The sequence below is a fragment of the Burkholderia ubonensis subsp. mesacidophila genome (genome assembly GCF_002097715.1).
GTDB classification, from domain to species: Bacteria; Pseudomonadota; Gammaproteobacteria; order Burkholderiales; family Burkholderiaceae; genus Burkholderia; species Burkholderia mesacidophila.
Genome location: NZ_CP020738.1, coordinates 378252 through 402311, shown reverse-complemented (window position 1 = coordinate 402311; position 24060 = coordinate 378252). Strand labels below are relative to the sequence as shown.

The 24060-nt window shown below is 68.1% G+C and carries 23 protein-coding genes and 1 pseudogene; 11 read left to right on the top strand and 13 right to left on the bottom strand.

Annotated features, from left to right (window positions below):
* Positions 1 to 166: 166 nt before the first annotated feature.
* Both B7P44_RS19345 and B7P44_RS19340 read left to right on the top strand, forming a co-directional pair.
* Positions 167 to 1375 (top strand): MFS transporter, encoded by a 1209-nt coding sequence (locus B7P44_RS19345; protein ID WP_084907343.1) that lies wholly within the window; start codon positions 167 to 169, stop codon positions 1373 to 1375.
* A gap of 63 nt (positions 1376 to 1438) precedes the next feature.
* A complete protein-coding gene (locus B7P44_RS19340) occupies positions 1439 to 1804 on the top strand; it encodes a cupin domain-containing protein (protein ID WP_205128721.1) in 366 nt (121 codons plus the stop codon).
* Positions 1805 to 1813: 9 nt separating this feature from the next.
* On the opposite strand, the gene B7P44_RS19335 is transcribed toward B7P44_RS19340, so the two are convergent.
* Positions 1814 to 2701, bottom strand: a complete 888-nt coding sequence (locus B7P44_RS19335) for a LysR substrate-binding domain-containing protein (protein WP_084907341.1) — start codon at positions 2699 to 2701, stop codon at positions 1814 to 1816.
* 97 nt (positions 2702 to 2798) lie between these two features.
* On the opposite strand from B7P44_RS19335, the gene B7P44_RS19330 reads away from it, so the two are divergent.
* On the top strand, positions 2799 to 4010 hold the full coding sequence (locus tag B7P44_RS19330; RefSeq protein ID WP_084907339.1) for an MFS transporter: 1212 nt from the start codon (positions 2799 to 2801) through the stop codon (positions 4008 to 4010).
* A gap of 16 nt (positions 4011 to 4026) precedes the next feature.
* Here the strand turns inward: B7P44_RS19330 and B7P44_RS19325 are convergent, their stop codons facing one another.
* The 3 genes from B7P44_RS19325 to B7P44_RS19315 form a co-directional block, all read right to left on the bottom strand.
* The gene (locus tag B7P44_RS19325; RefSeq protein ID WP_084907337.1) at positions 4027 to 4956 is read right to left on the bottom strand and encodes an AraC family transcriptional regulator; all 930 of its coding nucleotides are present in this window, start codon (positions 4954 to 4956) and stop codon (positions 4027 to 4029) included.
* Positions 4957 to 5056: 100 nt separating this feature from the next.
* On the bottom strand, positions 5057 to 5392 hold the full coding sequence (locus B7P44_RS36465; protein WP_157721081.1) for a hypothetical protein: 336 nt from the start codon (positions 5390 to 5392) through the stop codon (positions 5057 to 5059).
* Entirely contained in the window at positions 5361 to 6392 is a 1032-nt protein-coding gene (locus B7P44_RS19315) for a GlxA family transcriptional regulator (protein WP_084907333.1), read from the bottom strand. The genes B7P44_RS36465 and B7P44_RS19315 overlap by 32 nt, the downstream gene beginning before the upstream one ends.
* Positions 6393 to 6494: 102 nt before the next feature.
* On the opposite strand from B7P44_RS19315, the gene B7P44_RS19310 reads away from it, so the two are divergent.
* The gene (locus B7P44_RS19310) at positions 6495 to 7019 is read left to right on the top strand and encodes a tautomerase family protein (RefSeq protein WP_084907331.1); all 525 of its coding nucleotides are present in this window, start codon (positions 6495 to 6497) and stop codon (positions 7017 to 7019) included.
* 68 nt (positions 7020 to 7087) lie between these two features.
* On the opposite strand, the gene B7P44_RS19305 is transcribed toward B7P44_RS19310, so the two are convergent.
* On the bottom strand, positions 7088 to 7564 hold the full coding sequence (locus B7P44_RS19305) for a MerR family transcriptional regulator (protein ID WP_084907330.1): 477 nt from the start codon (positions 7562 to 7564) through the stop codon (positions 7088 to 7090).
* Positions 7565 to 7632: 68 nt separating this feature from the next.
* On the opposite strand from B7P44_RS19305, the gene B7P44_RS19300 reads away from it, so the two are divergent.
* Complete coding sequence (locus B7P44_RS19300; protein WP_084907328.1) at positions 7633 to 8868, top strand: NADH:flavin oxidoreductase/NADH oxidase family protein; 1236 nt, start codon at positions 7633 to 7635, stop codon at positions 8866 to 8868.
* 12 nt (positions 8869 to 8880) lie between these two features.
* On the opposite strand, the gene B7P44_RS19295 is transcribed toward B7P44_RS19300, so the two are convergent.
* The 3 genes from B7P44_RS19295 to B7P44_RS19285 form a co-directional block, all read right to left on the bottom strand.
* Positions 8881 to 9804 carry a LysR family transcriptional regulator gene (locus B7P44_RS19295; RefSeq protein ID WP_084907326.1) on the bottom strand — a complete coding sequence of 308 codons (924 nt, stop codon included), beginning with the start codon at positions 9802 to 9804 and terminating at the stop codon, positions 8881 to 8883.
* Positions 9805 to 9850: 46 nt separating this feature from the next.
* Complete coding sequence (locus B7P44_RS19290; RefSeq protein WP_084907324.1) at positions 9851 to 11110, bottom strand: MFS transporter; 1260 nt, start codon at positions 11108 to 11110, stop codon at positions 9851 to 9853.
* Positions 11111 to 11217: 107 nt separating this feature from the next.
* Positions 11218 to 12171: a LysR family transcriptional regulator gene (locus B7P44_RS19285; protein WP_084907322.1), complete on the bottom strand. Its 954-nt coding sequence runs from the start codon at positions 12169 to 12171 to the stop codon at positions 11218 to 11220.
* Between the two features lie 100 nt (positions 12172 to 12271).
* Between B7P44_RS19285 and B7P44_RS19280 the strand changes: the two genes are divergently transcribed.
* Positions 12272 to 13630, top strand: coding sequence for an NAD(P)/FAD-dependent oxidoreductase (locus B7P44_RS19280; protein ID WP_088511499.1), 1359 nt, complete (start codon positions 12272 to 12274; stop codon positions 13628 to 13630).
* A gap of 280 nt (positions 13631 to 13910) precedes the next feature.
* Positions 13911 to 14345: an HAD family hydrolase gene (locus B7P44_RS19275; protein ID WP_084907320.1), complete on the top strand. Its 435-nt coding sequence runs from the start codon at positions 13911 to 13913 to the stop codon at positions 14343 to 14345.
* Between the two features lie 25 nt (positions 14346 to 14370).
* On the opposite strand, the gene B7P44_RS19270 is transcribed toward B7P44_RS19275, so the two are convergent.
* The gene (locus B7P44_RS19270; protein ID WP_084909908.1) at positions 14371 to 15369 is read right to left on the bottom strand and encodes an NAD(P)H-quinone oxidoreductase; all 999 of its coding nucleotides are present in this window, start codon (positions 15367 to 15369) and stop codon (positions 14371 to 14373) included.
* Positions 15370 to 15557: 188 nt separating this feature from the next.
* On the opposite strand from B7P44_RS19270, the gene B7P44_RS19265 reads away from it, so the two are divergent.
* A complete protein-coding gene (locus B7P44_RS19265; RefSeq protein WP_084909907.1) occupies positions 15558 to 16424 on the top strand; it encodes a LysR family transcriptional regulator in 867 nt (288 codons plus the stop codon).
* Between the two features lie 27 nt (positions 16425 to 16451).
* On the opposite strand, the gene B7P44_RS19260 is transcribed toward B7P44_RS19265, so the two are convergent.
* Positions 16452 to 16835: a DUF4377 domain-containing protein gene (locus B7P44_RS19260; protein ID WP_084907318.1), complete on the bottom strand. Its 384-nt coding sequence runs from the start codon at positions 16833 to 16835 to the stop codon at positions 16452 to 16454.
* 166 nt (positions 16836 to 17001) lie between these two features.
* Between B7P44_RS19260 and B7P44_RS19255 the strand changes: the two genes are divergently transcribed.
* Entirely contained in the window at positions 17002 to 17715 is a 714-nt protein-coding gene (locus tag B7P44_RS19255; RefSeq protein ID WP_133117848.1) for a hypothetical protein, read from the top strand.
* Positions 17716 to 17775: 60 nt separating this feature from the next.
* Positions 17776 to 18324, top strand: a complete 549-nt coding sequence (locus tag B7P44_RS36460) for a hypothetical protein (protein ID WP_133117847.1) — start codon at positions 17776 to 17778, stop codon at positions 18322 to 18324.
* Positions 18325 to 18421: 97 nt separating this feature from the next.
* Here B7P44_RS36460 and B7P44_RS19245 read toward each other — a convergent pair whose 3' ends face one another.
* Positions 18422 to 19807: an NCS2 family permease gene (locus B7P44_RS19245; protein WP_084907312.1), complete on the bottom strand. Its 1386-nt coding sequence runs from the start codon at positions 19805 to 19807 to the stop codon at positions 18422 to 18424.
* A gap of 394 nt (positions 19808 to 20201) precedes the next feature.
* Between B7P44_RS19245 and B7P44_RS19240 the strand changes: the two genes are divergently transcribed.
* Entirely contained in the window at positions 20202 to 22583 is a 2382-nt protein-coding gene (locus tag B7P44_RS19240) for a DNA polymerase II (protein ID WP_084907309.1), read from the top strand.
* An 86-nt stretch (positions 22584 to 22669) separates the two neighbouring features.
* Here B7P44_RS19240 and B7P44_RS19235 read toward each other — a convergent pair.
* Together B7P44_RS19235 and B7P44_RS36455 are read right to left on the bottom strand one after the other, a co-directional pair.
* Positions 22670 to 23536, bottom strand: a pseudogene (locus B7P44_RS19235) (IS3 family transposase); the annotation flags it as partial.
* A gap of 199 nt (positions 23537 to 23735) precedes the next feature.
* Positions 23736 to 24041: a hypothetical protein gene (locus B7P44_RS36455; protein ID WP_133117845.1), complete on the bottom strand. Its 306-nt coding sequence runs from the start codon at positions 24039 to 24041 to the stop codon at positions 23736 to 23738.
* Between the last annotated feature and the right edge of the window lie 19 nt (positions 24042 to 24060).

The following is a 24060-nucleotide window of genomic DNA, read 5'->3' as shown; positions in this document are numbered from 1 at the left end:
ATGTGCGCCGATTATCGGCACGCGCGGTCGCGCCGGCGCGCACGCACGGATGAAACGAGCACGGAAGGATGACGGCGTCGGCGCGCCGTTGAAAACCGCTCGCTGTTCATTTCCGTTGCATCCGTGATTAAATGATCCGCTTCCGACCCGCAGCACAAAAACAACGATGAGCGAACTGACAGACGGCCACTCTCTCGGCACACCGCACGCGGGCGACGCATCCAAGCGCCGCCGCTCGCTATGGGCCGCGTGCGGCGCGCACGCGGTGCACGACGGGCTGACCGACGTCATCTACGTGCTGCTGCCGATCTGGCAAGCGCAATTCGGCATCAACTACGCACAGGTCGGCCTGCTGCGCGGCGCCTATTCCGGCATGATGGCCGGCTTCCAGTTGCTCGCGAGCCGCGCCGCCGGCCGCTGGGGACGCAAGCGCCTGCTGGTCGGCGGCACCGCGCTCGCCGGCCTCGCGTACCTAGTCGCCGGCCAGGCCGGCGGGCTCGCGGCGCTGCTGATCGCGCTCGTGCTGGGCGGGCTCGGCGCGAGCACGCAGCACCCGCTCGCGTCGTCGATGGTCACCGAGGCGTACGAGCCCGGCGGCGGCGTCAAGGAAGCGCTGTCGCAATACAACTTCTCCGGCGACATCGGCAAGACGCTGATCCCCGGCCTGATCGGCCTGCTGCTGACGGTCGTGACGTGGCGCACCAGCGCGACGCTGATCGGCCTGCTCGGCATGGTGTCGGCGGTGCTGATGGCGTGGCTGATTCCGTCGCAGCACGCGGCGCGCGCCGCGCGCAAGCCAGCGCCCGGCGCGGCGGCAAGCGGCGGCTCGCCCGCCGGCCTGCGGGCGCTGCTCGCCACCGGCACCCTCGACAGCGCGGTGCGGATGGGGTTTCTCACGTTCCTGCCGTTCCTGCTGAAGAGCAAGGGCGCCGGCACCGCCGGCATCGGCCTCGCGCTGACGCTGCTGTTCGTCGGCGGCGCGTTCGGCAAGCTGTTCTGCGGTTATCTGGGCGCGCGCATCGGCATGATGAGGACGGTGTGGCTGACCGAGTCCGCGACGTCGTTGCTGATCCTGCTCGCGGTGTTCGCGCCGCTCGCCGCGATGATGGCGATGCTGCCGCTGCTCGGGCTTGCGCTGAACGGCACGTCGTCGGTGCTGTACGGCGCCGTGCCGGAACTGGCGGGCGCGGGCCGGCGCGACCAGGCGTTCGCGCTGTTCTATACCGGCACCATCGGCGGCGGCGCGCTGGCGCCCGTGGTGTTCGGGCGGTTGGGCGACATCGCCGGCGTTCCCGCCGCGCTGATCGCGCTGGCGGCGCTTCTGCTGCTGACGCTGCCGTTGTCGTGGTACGTGCAGAAGGGGCTCGAGCGCTGAATTGCGCGTCGTGCCGGGTGGTTTCAGCAGGGCAATCGAATCCGATTACGACTGGAGTGTCTGATGACCGAAGCAATCTCCGCTGTATCGCACGAGACCTCGGAACACTATGTCTGGGGGACCGTTTGCGACGGGTGGCACCTGCTGAAGCAATCCGACCTGAGCGTCATTCAGGAGCGCGTTCCGGCCGGCGCCGGCGAAGTGGCGCACTTTCATACCCATGCGCGGCAGTTCTTCTTCGTCCTCTCCGGGACGGCCACCCTCCAGTTCGACGGCCGCTCGGTGACGTTCGGCGCGGGGCAAGGCGTGCACGTGCCGCCCGGCGTCAAGCACCGGTTTGCCAATACGTCCACGGAAGAAGTCGTGTTCCTGGTCATTTCCTCGCCGCCGACGGCCGGCGATCGAACCAACCTCGACGCGCTGTCCTGACGCGGCTGTTCACGCGAGCGCTTTCGCCAGCGCGACGAACCGCTCGACGCAGGCCGAAGCAAACGGCTCGCGCCACAGGACGGTCTGTTCGAGCACCGGCGCGCCGGCCAGCGGCACGTAGGCGACGCCCGGGCGCTGCAATGCCGACGTGAAGCCTGGCACGATCGCGACGCCGCGCTCCGCGGCCACCAGCGACACCAGCGTCGTGATCTGCGAAGCGGTCGGGCCCATGCGCGGTGCAATGCCGGCCTGCTCGCACAGATCGTCCAGCGCCGCGTTCAACGCGGAACCGTATCCGGGCGGATACGTGACGAAGGGCTCCGCCGCGAGGTCGGCGAACGCGATCGTCGCGTTGCCCGCGTGCGCGCTCTGGGCGGGCACCGCGGCGACGAGCGGCTCGCGCGCGACGACGAGGGACCGGAGGCGCGCATCGGGCGCCGTCGCCGCGGACCAGCCGAACCCGATGTCCATCGCGCCGTCGGCGATCTGCTGGCGCTGGCCGGCGGTCGATACTTCCCGGAACGCCAGCTCCACGTCCGGCATGCCGCGGCCCGCATCGCGGACGAGTGTCGAAAATGCGTCGGACATCGGAATCGAACTCGCATAGCCGATCACGATGCGGCCGGCGATGCCCTGCGCCATCTTGCGCGCGGTCGCTTCCGCGTCGCCGACCGCCTGCATCACGCTGCGCGCCTGTTCGAGAAACAGCGCGCCTTCCGGCGTGAGACGGACCGCGCGCGTCGACCGCTCGAACAGCCGCACGCCGAGCTCGGCTTCGAGGGCGGCGATGTGGCGCGTCAACGGCGGCTGCGCGATGTGCAGGCGCAGCGCCGCGCGCCCGAAATGCAACTCGTCCGCGACGGTCACGAAATAGCGAAGGCGGCGCAGGTCGAGCATTCTTGTCTTTCCGGTATCAATGACGGTGAAAACTGTATTGGCGCGCGCGTGGCCCGATCGTCAGACTTCTCACGTGAACCAGACAGGGCGTCCATCCGTGAACCACCGCATCGTCCGAACCGCCTTCTTCCTGTGCGGATTCGCAGCCTTTCTCGATCTCTATGCAACGCAGGGCATCCTGCGCGAACTCGCCGCCGCGTTCGGCGTGAGCGCGGAGCGCGCGGGCCAGGGCGTCAGCGCGACCACGCTGGCCGTCGCCATTATCGCTCCGTTCGCCGGCGCGCTGGCCGCGCGCTTCGAGCGCCGCACCGTGATCGCCTGCGCCGCGACGGCGGTCGCGCTGCCGGTGGCGTGGTCCGCGCACGCGGCGAGCTTTCCGTCGTTTCTCGCCGCGCGGTTTGCCGCGGGCGTGCTGGTGCCGTTCATCTTCGCGATCTCGATCGCGGCCATCGGCGAGACCTTCGGCCGCGCCGAAGCGACGGAGGTCAGCGCGCTGTTCGTCGCCGGCACGACGCTCGGCGGCTTCGCGGGCCGCTTCGTCACCAACGTCTTCACGTCCGCATTCGGCTGGCGTCATGCGCTCGACATCGTCGCCGTGCTGTGTCTCGCGACCGGCGTCGCGATCCATGCGTGCCTGCCGGCGTCGCGCGGCGCGCGTCCGGACGATGCCGCCGGACCGTCGCGATGGCAGCTCGTCACGCGCGGGCCGCTGCTCGCGTCGTTCGCGATCGGCGCGTGCGTGCTCGCGTCGCAGGTCGCCACGTTCACGTTCGTCGGCCTGCGCCTCGCGCGTGCGCCGTTCGGTTTCGATACGGCCGCGATCGGCGCGATCTACGCGGTGTTTCTCGTCGCGGTCGTCGTCACGCCGCTCGCGGGACGCGTCGCCGCGCGTCGCGGGCCGCGCGATCCTGCACTCGCGGCCGCGGGGCTCGCGATCGTCGGCGCGATGCTGACGCTGTCGGCCCGCCTCCCGGTGATCCTGACCGGTCTCGTGCTCAGCTCGACCGCGGTGTTCGTCGAGCAGGCGGCGGCCAATGCGTTCATATCGCAGCGCGCGCCGGACGCGCGATCGACGGCGATCGGCCTCTACCTGTCCTTCTATTATTTCGGCGGCAGCCTCGGCTCGATCCTGCCGGTGCCCGGCTGGCATCGCTGGGGCTGGGCGGGCTGCGTCGCGTTCATCGCCGGCGCGCAGGCGATCGTCGCGGTGCTGGTATTTTTCGGCTGGCGGGCGACGTCCGCCGGCGGCGCGGCAAACCCGGCCGCCGGATTCACGGAGCGGACCGACGCAGGACAACAGGCCGGCTAGCGATCCGCGCGCGGATTCAGTACGGGGCGGATCGTTCGTCGCCGACGCTGCCGGCGACGCGCGACGCGACCTGCGCCGTCGCTGCCGCCGAGCGGGCGATCTCGCGCGGCGTCGCGCCGAGCAGGCGGTTCATCCAGTTCGCCATGTGGCTCTGGTGCGCGAATCCCGCTTCGAGCGCGACCTGGCTGATGCTGAGCCGGCCTTCGAGCAGCAGCGCCTTCGCGCGCTCGACGCGGCGCTGCACGACGTACTGATGCACGGGCATGCCGAGCGTCTCGCGAAACAGCACCTTGAAATGCGGCACGCTGATCGCCACCAGCGCGGCGAGTTCGGACAGCGTCAGCCGCCGCTCGAGGTTGCCCTCGATGTAGTCGATCACGCGCGCGGCGGCCGTCGGCGCGAGCGCGTGCCGCCTGCCGCGCAACGCCGGCGCGGCGTCGACGAGCCGCGCGACCAGCGCCGTGCACAGGCTTTCGGCGTAGAGCGGATCCGATGCGTCGTCCGCTTCCAGCTCGGCGGACAGCGCCCACGCGATGTGCTGCAGGCGCGGGTCGCGCACCTGCATGCGCCGGCGGATCTGCGCCTGCGACGGCTTGAGTTCGAGCTGGTCGAAGGTCGCGCGCACGAACGCGTCGCTGATCGAGATGCGCAGGATCCGGCAGTCGCCGTCGTCGGTCCACTGGCCGGGCAGCCCGGCCGGGATCACGTCGGCGTCGCCGTGCGCCTGGATGCGCGCGGACCGGCTCCCGTCGCACACGCAGTGCGCGCGCACCGGCGCGCCGACATGCACGCCGACCCGGTGATAGTCGGCCGCCGGAATCCGGTGGGTGCCCGCGCGAATGCCCAGCAGCGCCGCGCCGAAGCCTTGCCAGCCGCGTTCGGCGCTGGAACGCAGGATGACCGGCACGCCGGGGTCCGGGTGCGCGGCCGGAGTTGCATCGCTCATCGCATCGTCTCGTCAAGTCGCGAATCGAATGCGCATTGTGACGCCGATTCGGCCGGCGCGCTTGCCGCCGGCCGCGCGTCGTGCGACGACGCGAAAACGATCATCCGATTCTGTTCGCGCGATCCTTGCATGCGCGCGGGCGCGCGATCGGCTCGCTACGATCGGGGCATTCGACCCTTGCGGAGACCGTCATGCAATCCTGCTGTTCGCGGCGAACGGCGTTCGCCGGCCCGCTGCCGCCCGAGTCGCCGCGGAAAGAACCGCGAAACGGTTCCCGGGCCGTCCGCTCGGCATTCGCCGCAGCCGGCGCATTCGCGCTCGGCATCGTCGGGTGGCGATGGTTCGAGTCGTTGCTGAATTCGATCCCGGACAGCAACGACGACTTCGGGATCGGTTGAGGTGCGTTACCGCCTCGCCGGACGATCGACGGCATCATCCGCCGCGCCGGGTTCCAGCGATTGCGCGAACCGGCGCTGGTACTCGCGCGGCGACAGCCCCGTCTTGCGCTTGAACAGCTGCCGGAACGTGCTGAGATCGACATAGCCGACCTGCTCGCCGATCGCATCGAGGCTGACGTTGCCCGCCTCCAGCAAGCGCTTGGCGACCTCGACGCGCAGCGTCTGCAGATACCCCAGCGGCGCATCGCCCACCGCCTGCCGGAACCGCCGGTTGAGCGTCCGCTCGCTGACGGCCAGCTCGGCGGCGAGGTCGGCCAGCCGGAACCGTTGCCGCAGCGTCGCCTCCATCCGGCGCTGCGCCCGCGCGACGAGCGGGTCGGTATGCCCGTGGTCGTCGAGCAGCGTCGCGTACGACGCCTGCGATGCGCGATTGACGTCGATCAGCAGCAGCTTCGCGACGCGCGCCGCCAGCAGCGGATCGGCGAGCCGTTCGACGACGCGCAGCGCCAGGTTGAGATACGACGTCACCGCGCCGCTGCACACGATGCCGGCCTGCTCCGTCAGGACTTCATGCGCGCGCAGTTCGACCTTCGGGTAGCGCCGCAGGAAATCCGTCGCCCTCGCCCAGTGGGTCGTCGCAATCCGGCCGTCGAGCAGCCCGGCCTCGGCCAGCAGATAGCTGCCGGTGCAATAGGACGCGAGCAGCGCGCCGGCCTGATGCTGGCGGCGCAGCGCGGACGACAGCGCGCGCACCTGGTCGGCGCGGGCGAGGAACGTGTCCATGTCGGCGACGAACGGCGCGGTCACGAGGATCGCGTCGGCGCGCTTGCGGGCGTCGATGCGCCCGTCCACCGCGATGGCCTGGCCGGAGGCGGCGCGCACCGGGAGACCGTCGAGCGACTCGACGCGCCAGACGAGCTCCCGCGACGACTTAAGGTCGCCCGCGCCCAGGCTGTTCGCGGCGTTGAACACGTCGATCGGGCCGGCGACGCCGGACGCCAGGATCCCGTCGTAGACCCAGATGCGGACGATGGCCATGCTGTCTGAATTCCCTTGGAGAATGGCGATCCTGCCACTCGCCGCGACGCGGCGCAAGCGCGATGATGGCCTCGTCCCAACCACTGACGAAGGACCATCGACATGCCTATGATCGACGCACTGATTCCGCAGGACGCGTTGACGCCCGAAGCCGAGGCGCGCCTGCTCAAGGAGATGACGGACATCCTGCTGCGGGCCGAAGGCTTCGAGCCGGACAACGCGAACGCGCAAAGCGTGTCCGTGCTCTTCCTGCACCGCCCCGCCGCCACGTTCGTGGGCGGTGTGCCGTCGACGCGGCCGCGCTACCGGATCGTGCCGACGGTGCCGGAAGGGCAATACACGGACGCCGCTCGGGAAACGCTCGTCAGGGAGATCACCGCGGCCGTCGTGCGCGCCGAAGGCGGCACGCACGAGGACGTCGCGCCGCGCGTATGGGTCTTTCCGATGGAGATGCCGGATGGCCAGTGGGGCTCGCGCGGCACGATCCGCCGGCTCCCCGACATCCAGGCGTTCATCGCCGGCGAGCACGAACGGCAGACGGGCGCGGAACGGCTCGCACGGCGGCGGCGCGACAAGGCGCGCGCGGTGCTGGCAAGCGCCGTTGACACGATCGACCGGATCAACTGACCCGCGCCGCCGAAAAGCGATCGCACGGAACCGCGTCGGCCATCGCCGCGCGACCCGGGCGCAACGCGCTACAGATTGCCGGCCGCTTTCCTGCGCCCGCCGAAATCGGGCGAAGGCGCCGGCCGCCGGGCGCGCCGGCCCTTCGCGGCCGCCGCCGGCGCTTCCGCCTGCAACGCTTCCACCTTGAGACACCGCCCGGCCTCCCACTCGGCCTGGAGCGTGTCGCGGATCCGCTGCAGCTCCCCGCGCTGCCCGTCCAGCTTCGCGCGCAGCGCGTCGATCTCGCGCAACCGTTCGTCGATGCGCACGAGCAGGCCCTCCTTCGCGAACGCGTCCATGTCCTCGGCGACGCCGCGCATTTCGTCCAGCGAGAAGCCGAGCCGCTGCGCGAGCTGGATCTGCCGCAGCCGCTCCGCCGCGGCCTCGTCGTAGATCCGGTAGCCGTTCGCGCCGCGGCCGGCCGGCGGCAGCAGGCCGCTCTGTTCGTAGAAGCGGATGGCGGACGTCGTCATGCCGGTCCGTGCGGCCAATTCCCCGATTTTCATAGTGCTTGACCTTCAAGTCGACTTGAAACCTAGTATAGGCCGATCACGCGTACCGAACAGGTCTTCCCATGACGACATCGCTCTTTACCCCGCTGACGCTGCCCAACGGCGCCACCCTGCCCAACCGCATCGCGAAGGCCGCGATGGAGGAAAACATGGCCGACCCGGGCCAGTTGCCCGGCAAAGCGCTGCAGCGCCTGTACGCCGCGTGGGGCGCGGGCGGCGCAGGCCTGCTGATCACCGGCAACGTGATGATCGATGGACGCGCGCTGACCGGCCCGGGCGGCGTCGTGCTGGAGCGCAACACGCCGCTCGAGCCGTTCCGCGCGTGGACGGCCGCGGCGCGCCGGCACGGCGCGCGCGTGTGGATGCAGATCAACCATCCCGGGCGACAGGTGCTGGCGGCGATGGGCCGCGACGGCTGGGCGCCGTCCGCCGTGCCGGTCGACCTCGGCCGGCACAGCAAGCTGATCGCGACGCCGCGCGAGATGACCGAAGCCGAGATCCACGAGGTGATCGAGCGCTTCGCCGACACCGCGGCGGCGGCCGAGGCGGCCGGCTTCGACGGCGTGCAGATCCATGCGGCGCACGGCTACCTGATCTCGCAGTTCCTGTCGCCGCTGACCAACCGGCGCCAGGACGACTGGGGCGGCTCGCCGGAAAACCGCGCGCGGCTGCTGATGTCGGTCGTGCGCGCAGTGCGCGCGCGAGTCGGCGCCGCGTTCAGCGTCGCGGTCAAGCTCAATTCCGCGGACTTCCAGCGCGGCGGGTTTTCCGAGGACGACGCGAAGCAGATCGTGCTGCAGCTCAACGAACTGCCGGTCGATCTCGTCGAACTGTCCGGCGGCAGCTACGAAAGCCCGGCGATGCAGGGCCGCACCGCGGACGGCCGCACGCTCGCGCGCGAAGCCTATTTCCTCTCGTTCGCGCGCGACATCGCCGCGGTCGCCCGGATGCCGGTGATGACGACCGGCGGCATTCGCCGGCAACCCGTTGCGCAAGCCGTGCTTGAGCAAGGCGTCGCGGTGGTCGGCATGGCGACCGCGCTGGCGTCCGTCCCGGACCTGCCGCAGCGCTGGCGCGACGGTCAGGTGATCGACGCGCCCGCCGTGCACGTCCGGTGGCGCGACAAGGCCGCCGCCGGGCTGGCCACGATGGCGCTCGTCAAGCGCAGCCTGCGCGCGATCGGGGCGGGACAGAAACCGCGGCGTCGTTACTCGCCGGTCCTGAGCCTCGTGCTCGACCAGCTCCGCACGCGCAGGCTGACGCAGCGGTATCGCCAGTGGAACCCCGCGGGCGCCTGACGCGGCGCGCGCTCAAGCTTCGCGCAACCGCGCCGCGTCCGCCGCGAACGCCGGATGCAGATGCACTTCCAGGATCTTCATCACGGCCTGCGTTTTCGCCGAAACCGACCGCGCGACCGGATACAGCGCGTGCAGCTCGAAGCCCGGCACCGTATGACCGGGCAGCAGCTCGACGAGCCGCCCGCTCGCCAGTGCGTCGCCGCACACCGGTTCCTGCAGCACGCCGATGCCCGCGCCGCCGACCAGCATCTCGTAGGCGGGCCGCCAATGGCTCGTGCTGACGACGATATCGATCGGCGTCGGCCGCGGCGCGTCCGACGCGCGCGCGAGCCGCAGCTGACCGTCGGCGAACAGTCCCGCCACGCGGATGAACGGATGCGCGGCGAGATCGGCCGGCTGCGCCGGCCGGCCGTGCGCGTCGACATACGCGCGCGCCGCGACCAGCACGCGGCGCACGTGGCCGAGCCGGCGCGCGACGAAGTTGCCGGTCCCGAGCTCGCCGAGCCGCAGCGAAATGTCCACGCCCTCGGTCACCGGGTCGGTGACGGCGTCGTTCAGCACGAGATCGATCTGCAGCTTCGGATGCCGTTCGCGGATGGCCGCCAGCACGCCGGGCAGCACGACCTCGCCGATCCCGTGCGGCGCGGCGATCCGGATGCACCCGCGCACGGCGTCGTCGCCGGGCGTCACCGCGGCCTGCGCTTCGTCCGCCGCGTCGAGGACGACCTTGCTCTTCTGGTAGAACAGCGCGCCTTCGTCCGTGCACGACACCGCGCGCGTGCTGCGCAGGAGCAGCCGGACCCCGAGATGCCGTTCGAGCCGCTCGATGCGATCGCTGACGGCGGGCTGGCCGAGGCCGAGATCCCGCGCGGCGCGCGACAGGTTGCCGCGCTCGACCACCCGCACGAAGATGCGCATCGCGGACAGCAAATCCATAGGTTCCCCGGTAGTGGCAGTGAACGGCACGCGCCGTGTCCGCGCACTATACGCGTTGCACGCCGGCCCGCACCGGCGGCGCGCCCCAGCGTCGGCCGTACGCCGTCATCACCGCGAAGCTCAGCACGAAGCTCAGGCCGCCCGCCGTCAGCAGGCCGAGCTCGCCCAGCACGGGCAGCAGGTTGGTCAGGAAGCCCGTCACGACCCACGCGATCGCCATCACCGAGCCCGCGACGCCGAGCGCCCAGCCCTGGCGGTCCTCGGGGACGGCGTCCGAGTACGCGGTGTACATCGTCGTATAGGCGACCATGTCGAAGCAGCCGACCACCATCCCGAGCGCCCACAGCGCGCCTTCATGCGGGAACAGCGCCGACAGCAGCTGGCCCACACCGGCGACGAGCAGCCCCGTCCTCGCGATCTCGACGACGCCCCACACCTTCAGCATCAGCCGCACGACGACCACGAGCCCGAACACGAAGCTCAGGCCGATCAGGCCGCTGAACAGGCCGAGCTGCGCGCTCGTGTACTGGAAGCGCGTCTGCAGCGCAAGCATGATGGTCTGCAGATACAGCCCGTAGCCCACCTGCATCAGGAAGAACACGACCGACAGGCACGCGACGCGGCCGTGCGCACCGGCCTCGCAGATGATCCGCACCGGCAGCAGCAGGTCGATGCGCGCGCCGCCGGCCGGCGCGACGGCGTCGCGATAGCAGCGCGCCGTCCACAGCCCGCAGGCGACGCCGAGCGCGGCGACCAGCAGGAACGGCGTGCCGTAGTTGAAGAACGGCGCGATCGTGCGGTCCGACGTCAGGCCGCCGAGCACCGGGCCGACGATCACGCCCGCGCTGAACGCGACGGACATGATGCTCATGTTGTACGCCTTGTTCTCCGGCGTGCTGAGATCGGCGATCGCTGCCTGCGCGATGCCCTGGCAGCCGGCCATCAGGCCGGTGAGACCGCGCCCGGCCAGCAGCAGCGCGATGCTCGGCAGCAGCGCGCCGAGCGCCATCAGCAGGTAGCCGAACGCGAGGCCGAACACGCACAGCAGCATGATCCGGCGGCGGCCGTAGCGGTCGGACAGCTCGCCCATCAGCGACGAGCCGAAGAACATGAAGAACGGATAGACGCCGTACCCGAGCCCCAGGTAGAAGTTGCGCAGGTGCGCCGGCGTGTCGGCGCCGATCACGCCCGAGCGCGGATCGGAAAAGATCGCCGCCATGATCGGGTACACGAGCCCGAACCCCATCGCGTCGATCGCGATCGCGAGCAGGCACGGACCCAACAGTTTCAGGTTCAGCTTGGACATGTGTGGCCTCGGCAGTAACGGAATCGTCACGGTAGCCGGCGGCCGTGCGCGCGAGTAGGGACGTCGCGGCGATTTCAGTCATCGGAAAAACCGATGAGCGGCGCTCCTTACTTGCGGCGCCGCTCGTGGGGCGCCACCGTCGCGCCGTCGATGACGGGCGCGCCCTGCTTGATCAGGAAATCGCGGAACAGCCCGTTCACCTGCGAGATCCGCCGGTCGGCCAGCGTCACCACGACCCATTCGCGCTCGATCGGGTTGCCGGGAAACGGCAGCTGGCCCAGCAGGCCCGTGCGCAATTCGAGCGCGCACGCATGCAGCGACAGGAATGCGACGCCGAGCCCGGCCTCGGCCATCTGCTTGATCGCCTCGTTGCTCGACAGTTCGGAGCCCACATGAAACTTGAACCCCGACGACTTGAACAGGCTCTCCACGGTGGTCCGGGTGCCGGCGCCGCGCTCGCGCACCAGCAGGTGCGCCGATTCGAGATCCTTCAGCGACACGCGCTTGCGCTGCATCAGCGGATGTCCCGGCGCCGCGACGAACACCATCGGATGCTTCGCGAACTCGACGGCGTGGGTGCGCAGCTCCTTCGGCGGGCTCCCCATCACCGCGAGATCGATTTCATGGGTGGCGAGCATGCGGATGATGTCGTCGCGGTTGCCGACCTTGAAATACGTCTTCACGTGCGGCCGCGTCGCCGTGAACTTGACGAGCAACGGCGGAATCAGGTACTCGGCCGTCGTGATCGCGCCGATCCGCAGCGTGCCGCCGAGCTCGCCGGTCAGCGCCGCCACTTCGTCGCCCGCCTCGCTCCACAGATGCAGGATCTCGCGCGCATAACGCGCGACGATCTCGCCCGCCGCGGTCAGCTGCACGCCGCGCCCCACCCGCTGCAGCAGCGCCGCGCCGACCGACTCCTCCAGCAGCCGGACCTGCAGCGACACGGCCGGCTGCGTCAGGTTCAGTTCCTGCGCGGCGCGCGACACGCTGCCCAGCCGCGCGATCATGTCCAGCGCCTTCAGCTGCCGGAACGTCGCGGTCTTTCCTATAAGTGAATACATATGGGTCGGCGATAAACATTAAATTGTCTGAGCGGATGCCGAACTATATCGTCGTATCTCGAAATCTGTCATCCGTATCGACAACAACGAGGAGCCTCTCATGGCCATGCCCCTCTTCCCCCCAGCAACGGATCGCGCGACGCGCGTTCCACGCATCGTGATCGTCGGCGGCGGCGCCGGCGGCCTGCAACTGGCGACGCGCCTCGGCGACGCCGTCGGGCGGCGCGGCCTGGCGGACATCGTGCTCGTCGATCGTTCTCCGACGCATTTCTGGAAGCCGCTGCTGCACGAGGCGGCCTCCGGGCATCGCGACCCGGCGAGCCACACGATCGAATACGCGGCGCAAGCGAAGCGGCACGGCTTCCAGTTCGTTCAGGGCGAGCTGCAGCGCGTGGACCGGGTGCGGCGCGTCGCGACGATCGGCGCCGTGCTCGACGGCGACGGCTCGGAAATCCTGCCGCCGCGGGACGTGCACTACGACGATCTGGTGCTCGCGGTCGGCAGCGTGACGAACTTCTTCAACGTGCCGGGCGCGTCCCGCCATGCGCTCCCGCTCGAAAACGTCGAGCAGGCCGAGGATTTTCGCCGCAAGTTCCTCGCCGCGTGCGCGAAGGCCAACCATCTCGCGGAACGGCAGCCGGACCGGCGCGCGCCGCCCGTCTGCATCAACGTGATCGGCGCAGGCGCGACCGGCGTGGAGCTCGCCGCCGCGCTCACGCATGCGGTCGATCAGCTCGCGGCCTATCGCTTCAAGGCGCTGAGCCCGGATCGCGACGTCCGCATCCGCCTGATCGAAGGCGGCCCGCGCGTGCTGCCGGTGCTCGACGAACGCCTCTCCGCACGCATGCACGCGCAGCTCCGCGAGTTGCACGTCGACGTGCTGACGAGCACGCGCGTCGCGGAAGTCGGACTGGACGCGATCGTGACCGCGACCGGCGAACGGCTCGCAAGCGACATCACGATCTGGGCCGCCGGCGTGGCCGGCCCCGCAATGCTGCGGACGATTGGCGACATCGCGCTCAACAATGCGAACCAGGTGATCGTGACCGACACGCTGCAAACGCCGGACGATCCGCACGTGTTCGCGTTCGGCGATTGCGCGGCCTGCCCGTCCGCGGGCGCGCACGGCTTCCTGCCGCCGCGCGCGCAGGTCGCGCACCAGCAGGCCGTGTACCTGAGCCACGCATTCGCGCGACGGCTGTCCGGCAAGCCGGTGGCCGGCTTCACGTTCCGCGACGCCGGCACCGTCGTGTCGCTCGGCCAGGCCGGCGCGGTCTATCAGGCGGAGCTCGGCATGCGCTCGCGCTCGCTGATCGTCGACGGTCTCGCCGCGTCCGGCCTGTACCGTTTTCTCTATCGCAAGCACCTGTTCAGCGTGCACGGCGTGACGCGCGCGTTGCTTCAAGCGTTCGGCCATTGGCTGCAGCGTCGCAACCAGCCGTCGATCAAGCTGCATTGAATCGACGGCAGCCATGAGAAGTGCACCGGTTCTGTGCGAACCGATGCACTTTTCGTGTGCGCGGCACGCACTGCGAATGAAGCAATGCCGCATATCGTTGCAAGCCGTGTCGGCAATACGTCAGGACGCCGATACGCACGCGAAATCGCAAAATCGAGATATCAGTCGAACCTTATGAGTCGAACAAAAAGATTAATTGGTTTTGTGTTCCGTTTCGACGATAAGGTCGTGGCATTCCCGTCAGCGAGCGGACCATCACGTCTCTCAAAAGGAAACACCCGTGGTCATCGAAGCCATCGTCACCAGACTCGACGCAGCGTTTGAACAAATCGAAGCGACCCCCGACTCGCGCGAATCGCAGCAGCAGCGCGAGACCATCCTGCAGTGGCTCGATCAGGCTTCGGCGGAAGGCTATCGCCTGGGCCTCGTGACGACCTTGCCGGCGGCGCGGTTCAGCGCGCTGTTCGAAGGGCAGTTCGGCACGGCGAGCCTCGACCGCTTCTCGGTCGTCGTCGCGGATGCCGGCCAGCCGTCCATCGACGCGAGCCAGCATCCGTACGACGTCGCGCTGCAGGCGCTCGGCGTGCCGCGGGAATGTGCGGCGGCGGTCGCCAGCAGCGAGCACGAGCGCCGGGAGGCCGAAATCTACGGCATGTCCCGCTGCGTGCGGATCGCCGACGTCGCGCGCTCGACCGCGCCGCTCGGCCACTGCTGAGCGCACGCGCGAGCGGCGCGGCCGTTTACGCGGCGCGCGCCGCCGCGGTCGTCAGCACGACCTTGCCGATGTGCGCGCTCGACTCCATCAACGCGTGGGCGGCGTGCGCATCGTCGAGATCGAAGGTCCGGTCGATCAGCGGCTTCACCACGCCGCTACGGATGTGCGGCCACACCGCCCGTTCGAGATCCTCGATCAGCGCCGCCTTTTCCTCCGGTGAGCGTGAACGCAGCGTCGAGCCAAGGTGCGTGATGCGCTTCGTCAGCATCGGGAACAGGTCGAGCGACTGCGCCGGCCCCTTGATCACGCCGATCTGCACGATGCGGCCGTTCATCGCGGCCACCGCGTAATTCCGCGCGACGTAATCGCCGGCGACGATATCGACGATCACGTCGACGCCGCGCCCATTCGTCGCGCGCATCGCTGCGTCGACGAAATCCTCGTTCCGGTAATTGACCGCGACGTCGGCGCCGAGCGCGCGGCTCGCGTCGCGCTGCGCGTCGGAACTGACTGTCGTGATGATCGTCGACGCGCCGAACGCCTTCGCGAGCATCGTTGCCGTGGTACCGATGCCGGACGCGCCGCCGTGAATCAGCACGCTGTCGCCCGCCGCGAACCGGCCGCGCTGGAACATGTTCAGCCACACCGTCAGGAAGGTCTCGGGCAGCGCGGCCGCTTCGACCATCGACAGGCCGTCGGGAATCGCCAGCGCATTGCTTTCGTGCGCCACCGCGTACTCCGCATAGCCGCCGCCCGTGATCAGCGCGCAGACGCGTTCGCCGATCGCTAACCGGGTCACGTCGCGCCCGACGGCGACGATCTCGCCCGCGATTTCGAGGCCAGGAATGTCCGACGCGCCCGGCGGCGGATCGTACAACCCCTTGCGCTGCAGCAGGTCGGGGCCGTTCACGCCGGCCGCGTGCACGCGGATCAGCACTTCGTCGGCGGCCGGCGCAGGCACCGGCCGCTGCACGGGCGCCAGCACGTCGGGCGCGCCCGGCTGCGTGATCTCGATCGCGGTCATCGCCGCGGGAAGGGCTTGCGTTACGTTCGACACGACTTCACCTTTTTCGAAAGTCCGGATGCGCGGCGGATTCGATCCACACGCCGAATCGCCGCATCGGTTGAAAAAAGTGTAGTGACGCGCCGCGCGCTTGACACGCAGCGAATTGCCGATCGTATGATGCAAATTTGCATCACGCCGGGGGCGACATGAACTGGGACGACGCGCGCATTTTCGTCGCGCTTCATCGGGAACGGACCTTGCGCGCCGCCGCGCGCGCGCTCGATATCGACCAGGCGACGGTCGGCCGCCGGCTCGCCGCGCTCGAGCACGCGCTCGGCGCGACGCTGTTCCTGCGCACGTCGAACGGCTATGAATTGACGCCGGTCGGCAGGATCGCGATCCGCGCGGCCGAAGCGATGGAACAGTCCGCGCACGACCTCGTGCGCCACACGCAAGGCGTCGACAAGCGCCTGGCCGGCGAAGTGAAGCTGTCGACCACGGACGCGCTCGCGCAGGAATACGTGATGCCGGCGATCGCGCGGCTGCATGCGACGCATCCGGACGTGTCGGTGCTGCTCGACACGACGACGCAGGTGCTCAATCTCGCGAAGCGCGAAGCCGACATCGCGATCCGGACCGTCAAGCCGCGCAACCCGGACCTGCTCGCGCGCCGGCTCGCGAGCTGGGAAGTCGGGCTGTTCGCGTCACCCGACTATGTGCGGCGCCACGGCGAACCGGTGCCGGGCGAGCGGTTCGCCGGGCACGATCTGGTCGTCTACCAGCCGCATTTCGCGAAGGCGCGCGCGCCGTCGTTCATCGGGGAACCGCTGACGGACGGCCGCATCGTCGCGCGGCTCAACACGAACCTGACGCTGCGCGCGGCGCTGAAGGCCGGCCTCGGCCTCTGCGAGCTACCGGTGCCGATGGCCGAACGCGACGGCCTCGTGCGCGTCTGGCCCGATCGCTCGAACGATGCGCAATACGAAATCTGGCTCGTCACGCATCAGGACCTGCGGCACACCGCGCGCATCCGCGTGACGATCGACGCGATCGTCACCGCGTTCGGCGGATAGCCGCACATGCAACGACACCCGTGCGCGTCACTCGCTCGCCGGGGTGCGCGACACGACGCGCTTCAGCACCCAGCGGATCGACGAGCCGTCGGCCGGCGGCTGCGCGACCTTGTATTCGTCGATCTCGAGTTCGTAACGGAAGCCCGGCTTGAAGTCGAAGCCTTCGATGCCCGCGTACCACAGGCTCCACGCGCTGTCGGGCCGGTCGCGCACCTGCAGGCATTCCATCGGCGCGACGCCGACGCAGCGTTTTGTTTGCGGCGCGACGTAGACGGTTTTCGTGACCGGCCGGCCGTCCGCCGGCCGCGCCGCGGATGCCTGCACGTTGCCTGCGCTGGTTTCACACGCGGCGAGCCCTGCCACACCGGCCAGCGCCGCCGTCAACGCCAATCCGCGAAAAATTCGATTCATTCGAGCCTCGACTCTGCAGTTTGAAAGGCCTTCTGACTGCGCGCCCGCGCGCAGGTTCCAGGCCGGCCAGGCGCGAGAGAATGTGCAAATGCAACTGTCGTAAAATTGGCCGGTCGGGAAATCTCAACATGTTGAATCCCGGCCTCCAAACAAATGAAGGACGCGCATGGGATTCGGATTCGGAAAACGCAGCGAATCATCAAGCAATTCGACGATCGACATGGCGAAAAGCCAGCGGTCGCGAGCCAATGACAACTTCACCACTGACCTTGCGCTACGTCGCGCATTTGCGGTTTTCGAGTGCTGTGCAACGTACGGCACCTACGTCGACCTCAACGATGTCGATACCGGGTGGAACTATCTGCGGGAAGAAGGTCTGGTTTCAACCGATCTGGACGCCACCTGGAAAGAAGTGGAACGCATCCTGAATACCTATTCCAGCGCCGGTGTGCTTGCCAAATCGGACAAGGAGCGTGCCCGTCGCCTGATGGAGGTCATCGAGGACCAGCTTGATACCGTACAGGGCAAGGTGGAAGGCATGGTGGATGCCGTCGTCGCACTCAATGTCGCCCGGCTCAAATACCCTTCGAAGAACTGGATCGTCGATGGCATCTTGGCTGCTGCGTTCGGCGTGCTTGCCGGGGCGATCGTGGGTACCGTGGCCGGCCAGCTGGCGGACAATACGCCGGCCGTTGCGAATGTCGTCTTCGGTCTGGTGATAATCGGTTCGGTTCTCGTGGCGCGTTATCGCCACCAAAAGAGAATCGTTGCAGCCGACGCGAAAATTGCGCATGCGCGAGCCGAGCTTGATCGCATGGTGCTTCGAAACCTGTCGCCTTCCGCTTATCCGCCACCGATGACGGCTGCGGGCGCTACGTAAGTTTGATAGGCACCGGGATTCCCAAATCTCTCAAGCCTCGAATATTCAGCCCATCCATCCATGCCAAGAAAAAAAATCATCCCGCTGTTGCTGGTGCTGTGCGGCGCAGCGAGTTCGCTCACGGCCTGCAACGACCATTCGGCAACACCATCTCATGCCGCCGCTTATCACGCTGGAACGGCGCAGCCGGAGTCATCGACACCCCCGTCGCCTCGCGCCCTTTCAGTCGATACGCTTTCGCTCGACGACGGTGAAAATGAGCTGAACGGCTGCACGACCGAATTGACGCGTGAGGGGGCGCCAGAGTCGGCTGGGCCCGTCTTCCGTGATAGTAGCTCGGACACCGAAGGAACCGGCTTCATTCGGATTGATGGCACGCTCACCCGAGTGCATTTGACCGCAAGCAAGGTGGATGAGTCGAGCGCCGAGGGTGTGCTCCGGTACACCCATGTGTTCGAAGATACGTCGCACACCACTCGGGTGATCGAGACGCTCAGGAATGGCGCCACGAATGAGCAAGCCGATTCGACCGAACAAACCGGTTTCCTGACAGTCACCCACAGGGGCGCGACCCAAACCCTGCGTGTCAAGGGCGGCACGGCATGTTAGGTAAACGCCATGATCAAGCGAACCGGATGGCGGAGGAGATGCGCTCCACTCACTCCGCTACCGCGATCTCGCCTGCGACCATGCGCGCAACCAAACGTCAGATCGCCCACCCCCCAAGATAGAACACGACAAGCACCGCCGCGATACTCACCGTCCCGACATTGAGTTTCCGAACCTCCCCGCTCGCAACCCGCCCGATCACAAGCGTCGAGAACCCGAGCATGATCCCCGTCACGATGTTCGCGGTCAGCACGATGAAGACCGCGCACACGAGCCCCGACATCGCGTCGACCATGTCGTCCATGTGCAGCTTGCTCACGCTGCCGAGCATCAGCAGGCCGACATACATCAGCGCGGGCGCGGTCGCATACGACGGCACCAGCGCCGCGATCGGCGAGAAGAACATCACGACCAGGAACAGCAGCCCGACCACCGCGGCCGCAAGGCCCGTCTTCGCGCCGGCGGCCACGCCGACGCTCGATTCGATGTAGGCCGCCGCCGGCGCGCCGCCAAGGAAGCCGGAGAAGATCGAGCTCACCGAGTCCGCGGTCAGCGCGCGGCCGCCGTTGATGATGCGGCCCTTCTCGTCGAGCAGGCCGGCCTGCCCCGCGACCGCGCGGATCGTGCCGGTCGCGTCGAACACGGCGGTCATCACGAGCGCCAGCACGCTCGGCAGCACCGCGAGCGACAGCGCGCCCTTGATGTCCATCGCGCCGATCAGCGACGCGTGGCCCGGCGCGCTCAGCGACGGCAGCGCGAACACGCCGCGGTACTTCACGGCCGGATCGAACGCGAGGCCGAACGCCGAGATCGCGATCACGACGAGCAGGATCCCGCCCGGCACGCGACGCTTTTCCAGCCCGAAGATCGCGGCGAGCCCGATCACCGACATGATCACCGGCAGCGCGGTAATGTGGCCGAGCGACACCGGCAGGCCGGCGCCCGGGTTCTTGACGACGAGGCCGACGTCGTTCGACGCGATCAGCAGCAGGAACAGGCCGATGCCGATCCCCGTGCCGTGCGCGACGCCCGCGGGCAGGTTGCGCAGGATCCACGAGCGCACGCCGGTGACGGAAATGCCGGTGAACACGAGCCCCATCAGGAACACCGCGCCGAGCGCGACCGCCGGCTGCAGGCCCTTGCCGAGCACGAGGCCGAACGCGGTAAAGGCGGTGAGCGAGATCGCGCAGCCGATCGCGATCGGCAGCTTCGCCCACAGGCCCATCAGCAGCGAGCCGAACGCCGTCGTCAGGCACACGGCGACGAACACGGCGCTCGCGTCGAAGCCGGCCTTGCCGAACATGCCGGGCACGACGAACACCGAATAGACCATCGCCAGGAAGGTGGTGATGCCCGCGACGATTTCGCGGCGCCGCGTGCTGCCGCGCGCCGAAATCCCGAAGTATCGGTCGATGGCGCCGTTCGCGCCGAACTCCGCTTGCGCGCCGACGCCGGCGGCCGGCTGCACCGGGGTATCACTCATGAGCTTGCTCCTTTATCAGCATGCTGAAACGGTCGCCTTGGGCCGTCGTCAGGTTTGTCTCGTATCTAATAGGTTTGGTCGGCAACGTCGCAGGGTTGTCCCCTGTCGTCCGCACTTTGCCGTAGCGAAGGGTAGGCGAACAGAACATCACGTCCTATCGGGCGACGAGCATGCGGCGCATGTCGAAGCGCTTATATCGGCGTGACAGCGGGCTTCGCCGCCGCCGACCCGCGTGTATACGCCTAGTCCGGTTCCGTTAAGAGGACTATTTGAATGCGGGATCGACGGGGCGGATTCGGACCGGGGAAGCCGAAAATCTTACGATTCGCATACGGCGGACCGGCACCCCGCTTGCTAAAATCCGCCGCCTGGGCACCAACGACGAGCGCGCGTTTTGACGGAATTCGAGCAGGGATTCATCCTCACCCGCCACTGGCGTGACACCGCAACCGGCGTCGAAATCGAGTTCTGGCTGGCCACCGAACGCGGTCCGCGCCAGGTGCGGCTGCGCCCGCAGGAAGCCGTCGCGTTCATCCCGGCCGAACAGCAGGCGCCGGCCGCGCGCGTGCTGGCCGGCGAAACCGGTGCCGAGCTTCGCCCGCTCGCGCTGCGCGACTTCCGGCAGCGCCCGGTCGTCGGCCTCTACTGCCGCCGCTATCGCCATCTGGCGGGACTCCAGAAGCGGCTGGCCCAGGCCGGCGTCGACGTCTACGAAGCGGACGTGCTGCCGCCCGAGCGCTACATGATGGAGCGGTTCATCACCGCGCCGGTCCGGTTCCGCGGCGTGCCGGCCGGCGACGGCGCGCTGGCCGACGGCGAGCTGAAGGCCGCGGCCGACTATCGGCCCGCACTGCGCTGCGTGTCGCTCGACATCGAGACCAGCGCGCACGGCGAACTCTATTCGATCGCGCTGGAAGGCTGCGGGCAACGGCAGGTGTTCATGCTCGGTCCGCCCAACGGCGACGCGGGCGACGCCCGCGACCTCGACTTCCGCTTCGACTACTGCGACGACCGGCCCGCGCTGCTCGCGCGGCTGAACGACTGGTTCGCGCAGCACGACCCGGACGTGATCATCGGCTGGAACCTGATCCAGTTCGACCTGCGCGTGCTGCACGCGCACGCCGAGCAGTATCGCGTGCCGCTGCGGCTCGGCCGCGGCGGCGGCGTGCTCGACTGGCGCGCGCACAGCCAGCAGCCGGACCATTTCTTCGCCGCGGCGGCCGGAAGACTGCTGATCGACGGCATCGACGCGCTGAAATCCGCCACCTGGAGCTTCCCGTCGTTCAGCCTCGAATACGTCGCGCAGTCGCTGCTCGGCGAAGGCAAGGCGATCGACAACCCGTATCAGCGGATGGACGAAATCCAGCGCCGCTTCGATCACAACAAGCCCGCGCTCGCGCGCTACAACCTGAAGGATTGCGAGCTCGTCACGCGCATCTTCGAGAAGGCGGACCTGCTGTCGTTCATGCTCGAACGCGCGACCGTCACGGGCCTCGCGGCGGACCGCACCGGCGGCTCGGTCGCGGCCTTCACGCACCTGTACATGCCGCGCATGCACCGGCTCGGCTACGTCGCGCCGAACCTCGGCGACGTGACCGGGCAGACGAGCCCCGGCGGCTTCGTGATGGATTCGCGGCCGGGCCTCTACGATTCGGTGCTCGTGCTCGACTACAAGAGCCTGTATCCGTCGATCATCCGCACGTTCCTGATCGATCCGGTCGGGCTGATCGAAGGCCTCGCGCAGCCCGGCGACGACGCGTCCGTGCCCGGCTTCCTCGGCGCGCGCTTCTCGCGCACGCAGCATTGCCTGCCCGACATCGTGCGGCGGGTGTGGGAAGGCCGCGACGTCGCGAAGCGCCGGCGCAACGCGCCGCTGTCGCAGGCGCTGAAGATCATCATGAACGCGTTCTACGGCGTGCTCGGCTCCGCCGGCTGCCGGTTCTTCGATCCGCGGCTCGCGTCGTCGATCACGATGCGCGGCCACGAGATCATGCACCGCACGCGCGCGCTGATCGAATCTCAGGGTTACGAAGTAATCTACGGCGACACCGATTCGACGTTCGTCTGGCTCGGGCAGGCGCACGACGACGACGCGGCCGCGCGCACCGGACGCGCGATCGTCGAGCACGTGAATCGCTGGTGGACCGCGCACCTGCGCGAGCACTTCGGGCTGGAGAGCGCGCTGGAATTGCAGTACGAGCGGCACTACCGCCGCTTCCTGATGCCGACCGTGCGCGGCGCGGAGGAAGGCAGCAAGAAGCGCTACGCCGGCCTCGCGGTCGCGCCGGACGGCGGCGAGGACGTCGTGTTCAAGGGCCTCGAGACGGTGCGTACCGACTGGACGCCGCTCGCGCAGCAGTTCCAGCGGGAACTGTACCGGCTCGTGTTCAGGCGGGAGCCGTATCAGGACTTCATCCGCGACTACGTCCGCCGTACGCTGGCCGGCGAGCTCGACGAACTGCTGGTCTATCGCAAGCGCGTGCGCCGACCGCTGCGCGAGTACCAGCGCAACGTGCCGCCGCATGTGCGCGCGGCGCGCATGGCCGACGCGTTCAACGACGCGCACGGCCGGCCGCTGCAATACCAGCGCGGCGGCTGGATCAGCTATGTGATGACGACGGCCGGCCCCGAGCCGCTCGAAACGATGCGCTCGCCGATCGACTATGCGTTCTACCTGAGCCGCCAGCTGCAGCCGGTCGCCGATGCGATCCTGCCGTTCCTGCGCGACGATTTCGAATCGGTGATCTCGGGGCAGGGACGGTTGTTTCCGGGTTAGGCGTCTCAAGTCGGTTCGGTCGTCGTGACCGAACCAGAATCGCGCCGCGCGGACTTGCCCCTGCATGACCAGACACGTGGTCACGCTTAGGTTGGAGAATTTGCTTGCTGGCGAAACTCGCGTGGCGAGCGGTATTTCAGGGCGCTGTGTGGATGCGACTCGTTGTAGTGGTCGAATGCAATGGCCAAGTTTTGCAGCGCCGTTCTGGCATCCGGTTTGGGCATCCAAGAAACGTAATCGCGCTTCATCGTTTTGACGAAGCTCTCGGCCATCCCGTTGCTCTGCGGACTTCTCACGGGTGTCGTGACCGGCATCAAGCCGATTTGCTGCGAGAACGTCAGCGCCTCGTCGGCAATGTAGCAGGAGCCGTTGTCGCTTAGCCACTCGATTTCGCCATCGGTTTGCAGCGCGCCGTGGAAACGGTTTTCGACAGCCTGAAGCATCACGTCGCGCACCATGTCGCCGGTGTAGCCGCCCGTGGTCGCAGCCCAGCTCATGGCTTCCCGGTCACAGCAGTCCAGTGCGAAGACGACGCGCAAAGGGGCACCGTCGTCGCAGCGGAATTCGAAACCGTCCGAGCACCAGCGCACGTTGCTTCTGTCCACCGCAACCTTGCCATCGTGCCGACGCGTAGAGGGGGCATGACGAGCGCTGCGTTCGAGCAGCAGACCGTGGCGACGCATGACGCGATACACCCGTTTCGCATTGACGCGAGGTTGGCCCAGCGCGTCCCGGCTTCGCCTCAGCAGCGCCCAGGCACGCCGGTAGCCGTACGTTGGCAGGTCGGCAACCAACTCTTGAAGGTCGGCGAGGAGCGGCATGTCATCCAGAACGGGCGTCTTGCGCCGGTCGCCCCATTCAGCGGGGCGCTTCGATTTGACCGTGAGATTCGAGCGCGACACACCCAGGACTTCACAGACCGTCTTCAACGGTCGTCCCCCGGCAGCCCTTGCGCAACAAGGTAGCTGGGCATTGCACGACCGTTGGCCCGAGCAGATCAAATAGCAGGTCGTACACACATCGAACTCGTCGGCCTCAATCCTGGCGACCACGTCTACCTCTCCTCCAATCACATCTCTCGCCAGATCACCATCACACCAGATTCATGCCTACCCCGATAACACGAAGGGCCGCAACTACGGCCCTTGGCGCTTAACATTTCACTCGAAAGCTCACATCGCTTCCCATGATCTGCAAGTCTTCAATTTCAAGTCGGCCCTCTTGCGGAAGTGGGCCAACCAAATAAAAGCCAAGTTCAGTGATTTCACGCTCTAGTCTATCTATCTCTACAAGAAGCTGATTGTTTGCGGCTTGCTCAAATTCCATGAAGAGTTGTTCATACGAGCGAAAATTCGAGCCAGGGGCAAAGTTGCCAAGCATGAGCCCCCCCTCCGAAGAAGTTACCGTGACCTCGCCCGCCAAATTTCCGCTGTAGTCGTTTAAATGGAATTTCATCATCGTGGGCACCCCGTGGTTT

Coding starts and splice junctions, on each gene's coding strand:
- B7P44_RS19345 (WP_084907343.1), top strand. CDS start 167: ATGAGCGAACTGACAGACGGCCACTCTCTCGGCACACCGCACGCGGGC.
- B7P44_RS19270 (WP_084909908.1), bottom strand. CDS start 15,369: ATGACCGCGATCGAGATCACGCAGCCGGGCGCGCCCGACGTGCTGGCG.
- B7P44_RS36460 (WP_133117847.1), top strand. CDS start 17,776: ATGCCAAGAAAAAAAATCATCCCGCTGTTGCTGGTGCTGTGCGGCGCA.
- B7P44_RS36465 (WP_157721081.1), bottom strand. CDS start 5,392: ATGATGCCGTCGATCGTCCGGCGAGGCGGTAACGCACCTCAACCGATC.
- B7P44_RS19340 (WP_205128721.1), top strand. CDS start 1,439: ATGACCGAAGCAATCTCCGCTGTATCGCACGAGACCTCGGAACACTAT.
- B7P44_RS19315 (WP_084907333.1), bottom strand. CDS start 6,392: ATGGCCATCGTCCGCATCTGGGTCTACGACGGGATCCTGGCGTCCGGC.
- B7P44_RS19245 (WP_084907312.1), bottom strand. CDS start 19,807: ATGAGTGATACCCCGGTGCAGCCGGCCGCCGGCGTCGGCGCGCAAGCG.
- B7P44_RS19290 (WP_084907324.1), bottom strand. CDS start 11,110: ATGTCCAAGCTGAACCTGAAACTGTTGGGTCCGTGCCTGCTCGCGATC.
- B7P44_RS19285 (WP_084907322.1), bottom strand. CDS start 12,171: ATGTATTCACTTATAGGAAAGACCGCGACGTTCCGGCAGCTGAAGGCG.
- B7P44_RS19325 (WP_084907337.1), bottom strand. CDS start 4,956: ATGAGCGATGCAACTCCGGCCGCGCACCCGGACCCCGGCGTGCCGGTC.
- B7P44_RS19260 (WP_084907318.1), bottom strand. CDS start 16,835: ATGAATCGAATTTTTCGCGGATTGGCGTTGACGGCGGCGCTGGCCGGT.
- B7P44_RS19300 (WP_084907328.1), top strand. CDS start 7,633: ATGACGACATCGCTCTTTACCCCGCTGACGCTGCCCAACGGCGCCACC.
- B7P44_RS19280 (WP_088511499.1), top strand. CDS start 12,272: ATGGCCATGCCCCTCTTCCCCCCAGCAACGGATCGCGCGACGCGCGTT.
- B7P44_RS19255 (WP_133117848.1), top strand. CDS start 17,002: ATGGGATTCGGATTCGGAAAACGCAGCGAATCATCAAGCAATTCGACG.
- B7P44_RS36455 (WP_133117845.1), bottom strand. CDS start 24,041: ATGATGAAATTCCATTTAAACGACTACAGCGGAAATTTGGCGGGCGAG.
- B7P44_RS19295 (WP_084907326.1), bottom strand. CDS start 9,804: ATGGATTTGCTGTCCGCGATGCGCATCTTCGTGCGGGTGGTCGAGCGC.
- B7P44_RS19265 (WP_084909907.1), top strand. CDS start 15,558: ATGAACTGGGACGACGCGCGCATTTTCGTCGCGCTTCATCGGGAACGG.
- B7P44_RS19305 (WP_084907330.1), bottom strand. CDS start 7,564: ATGAAAATCGGGGAATTGGCCGCACGGACCGGCATGACGACGTCCGCC.
- B7P44_RS19335 (WP_084907341.1), bottom strand. CDS start 2,701: ATGCTCGACCTGCGCCGCCTTCGCTATTTCGTGACCGTCGCGGACGAG.
- B7P44_RS19310 (WP_084907331.1), top strand. CDS start 6,495: ATGCCTATGATCGACGCACTGATTCCGCAGGACGCGTTGACGCCCGAA.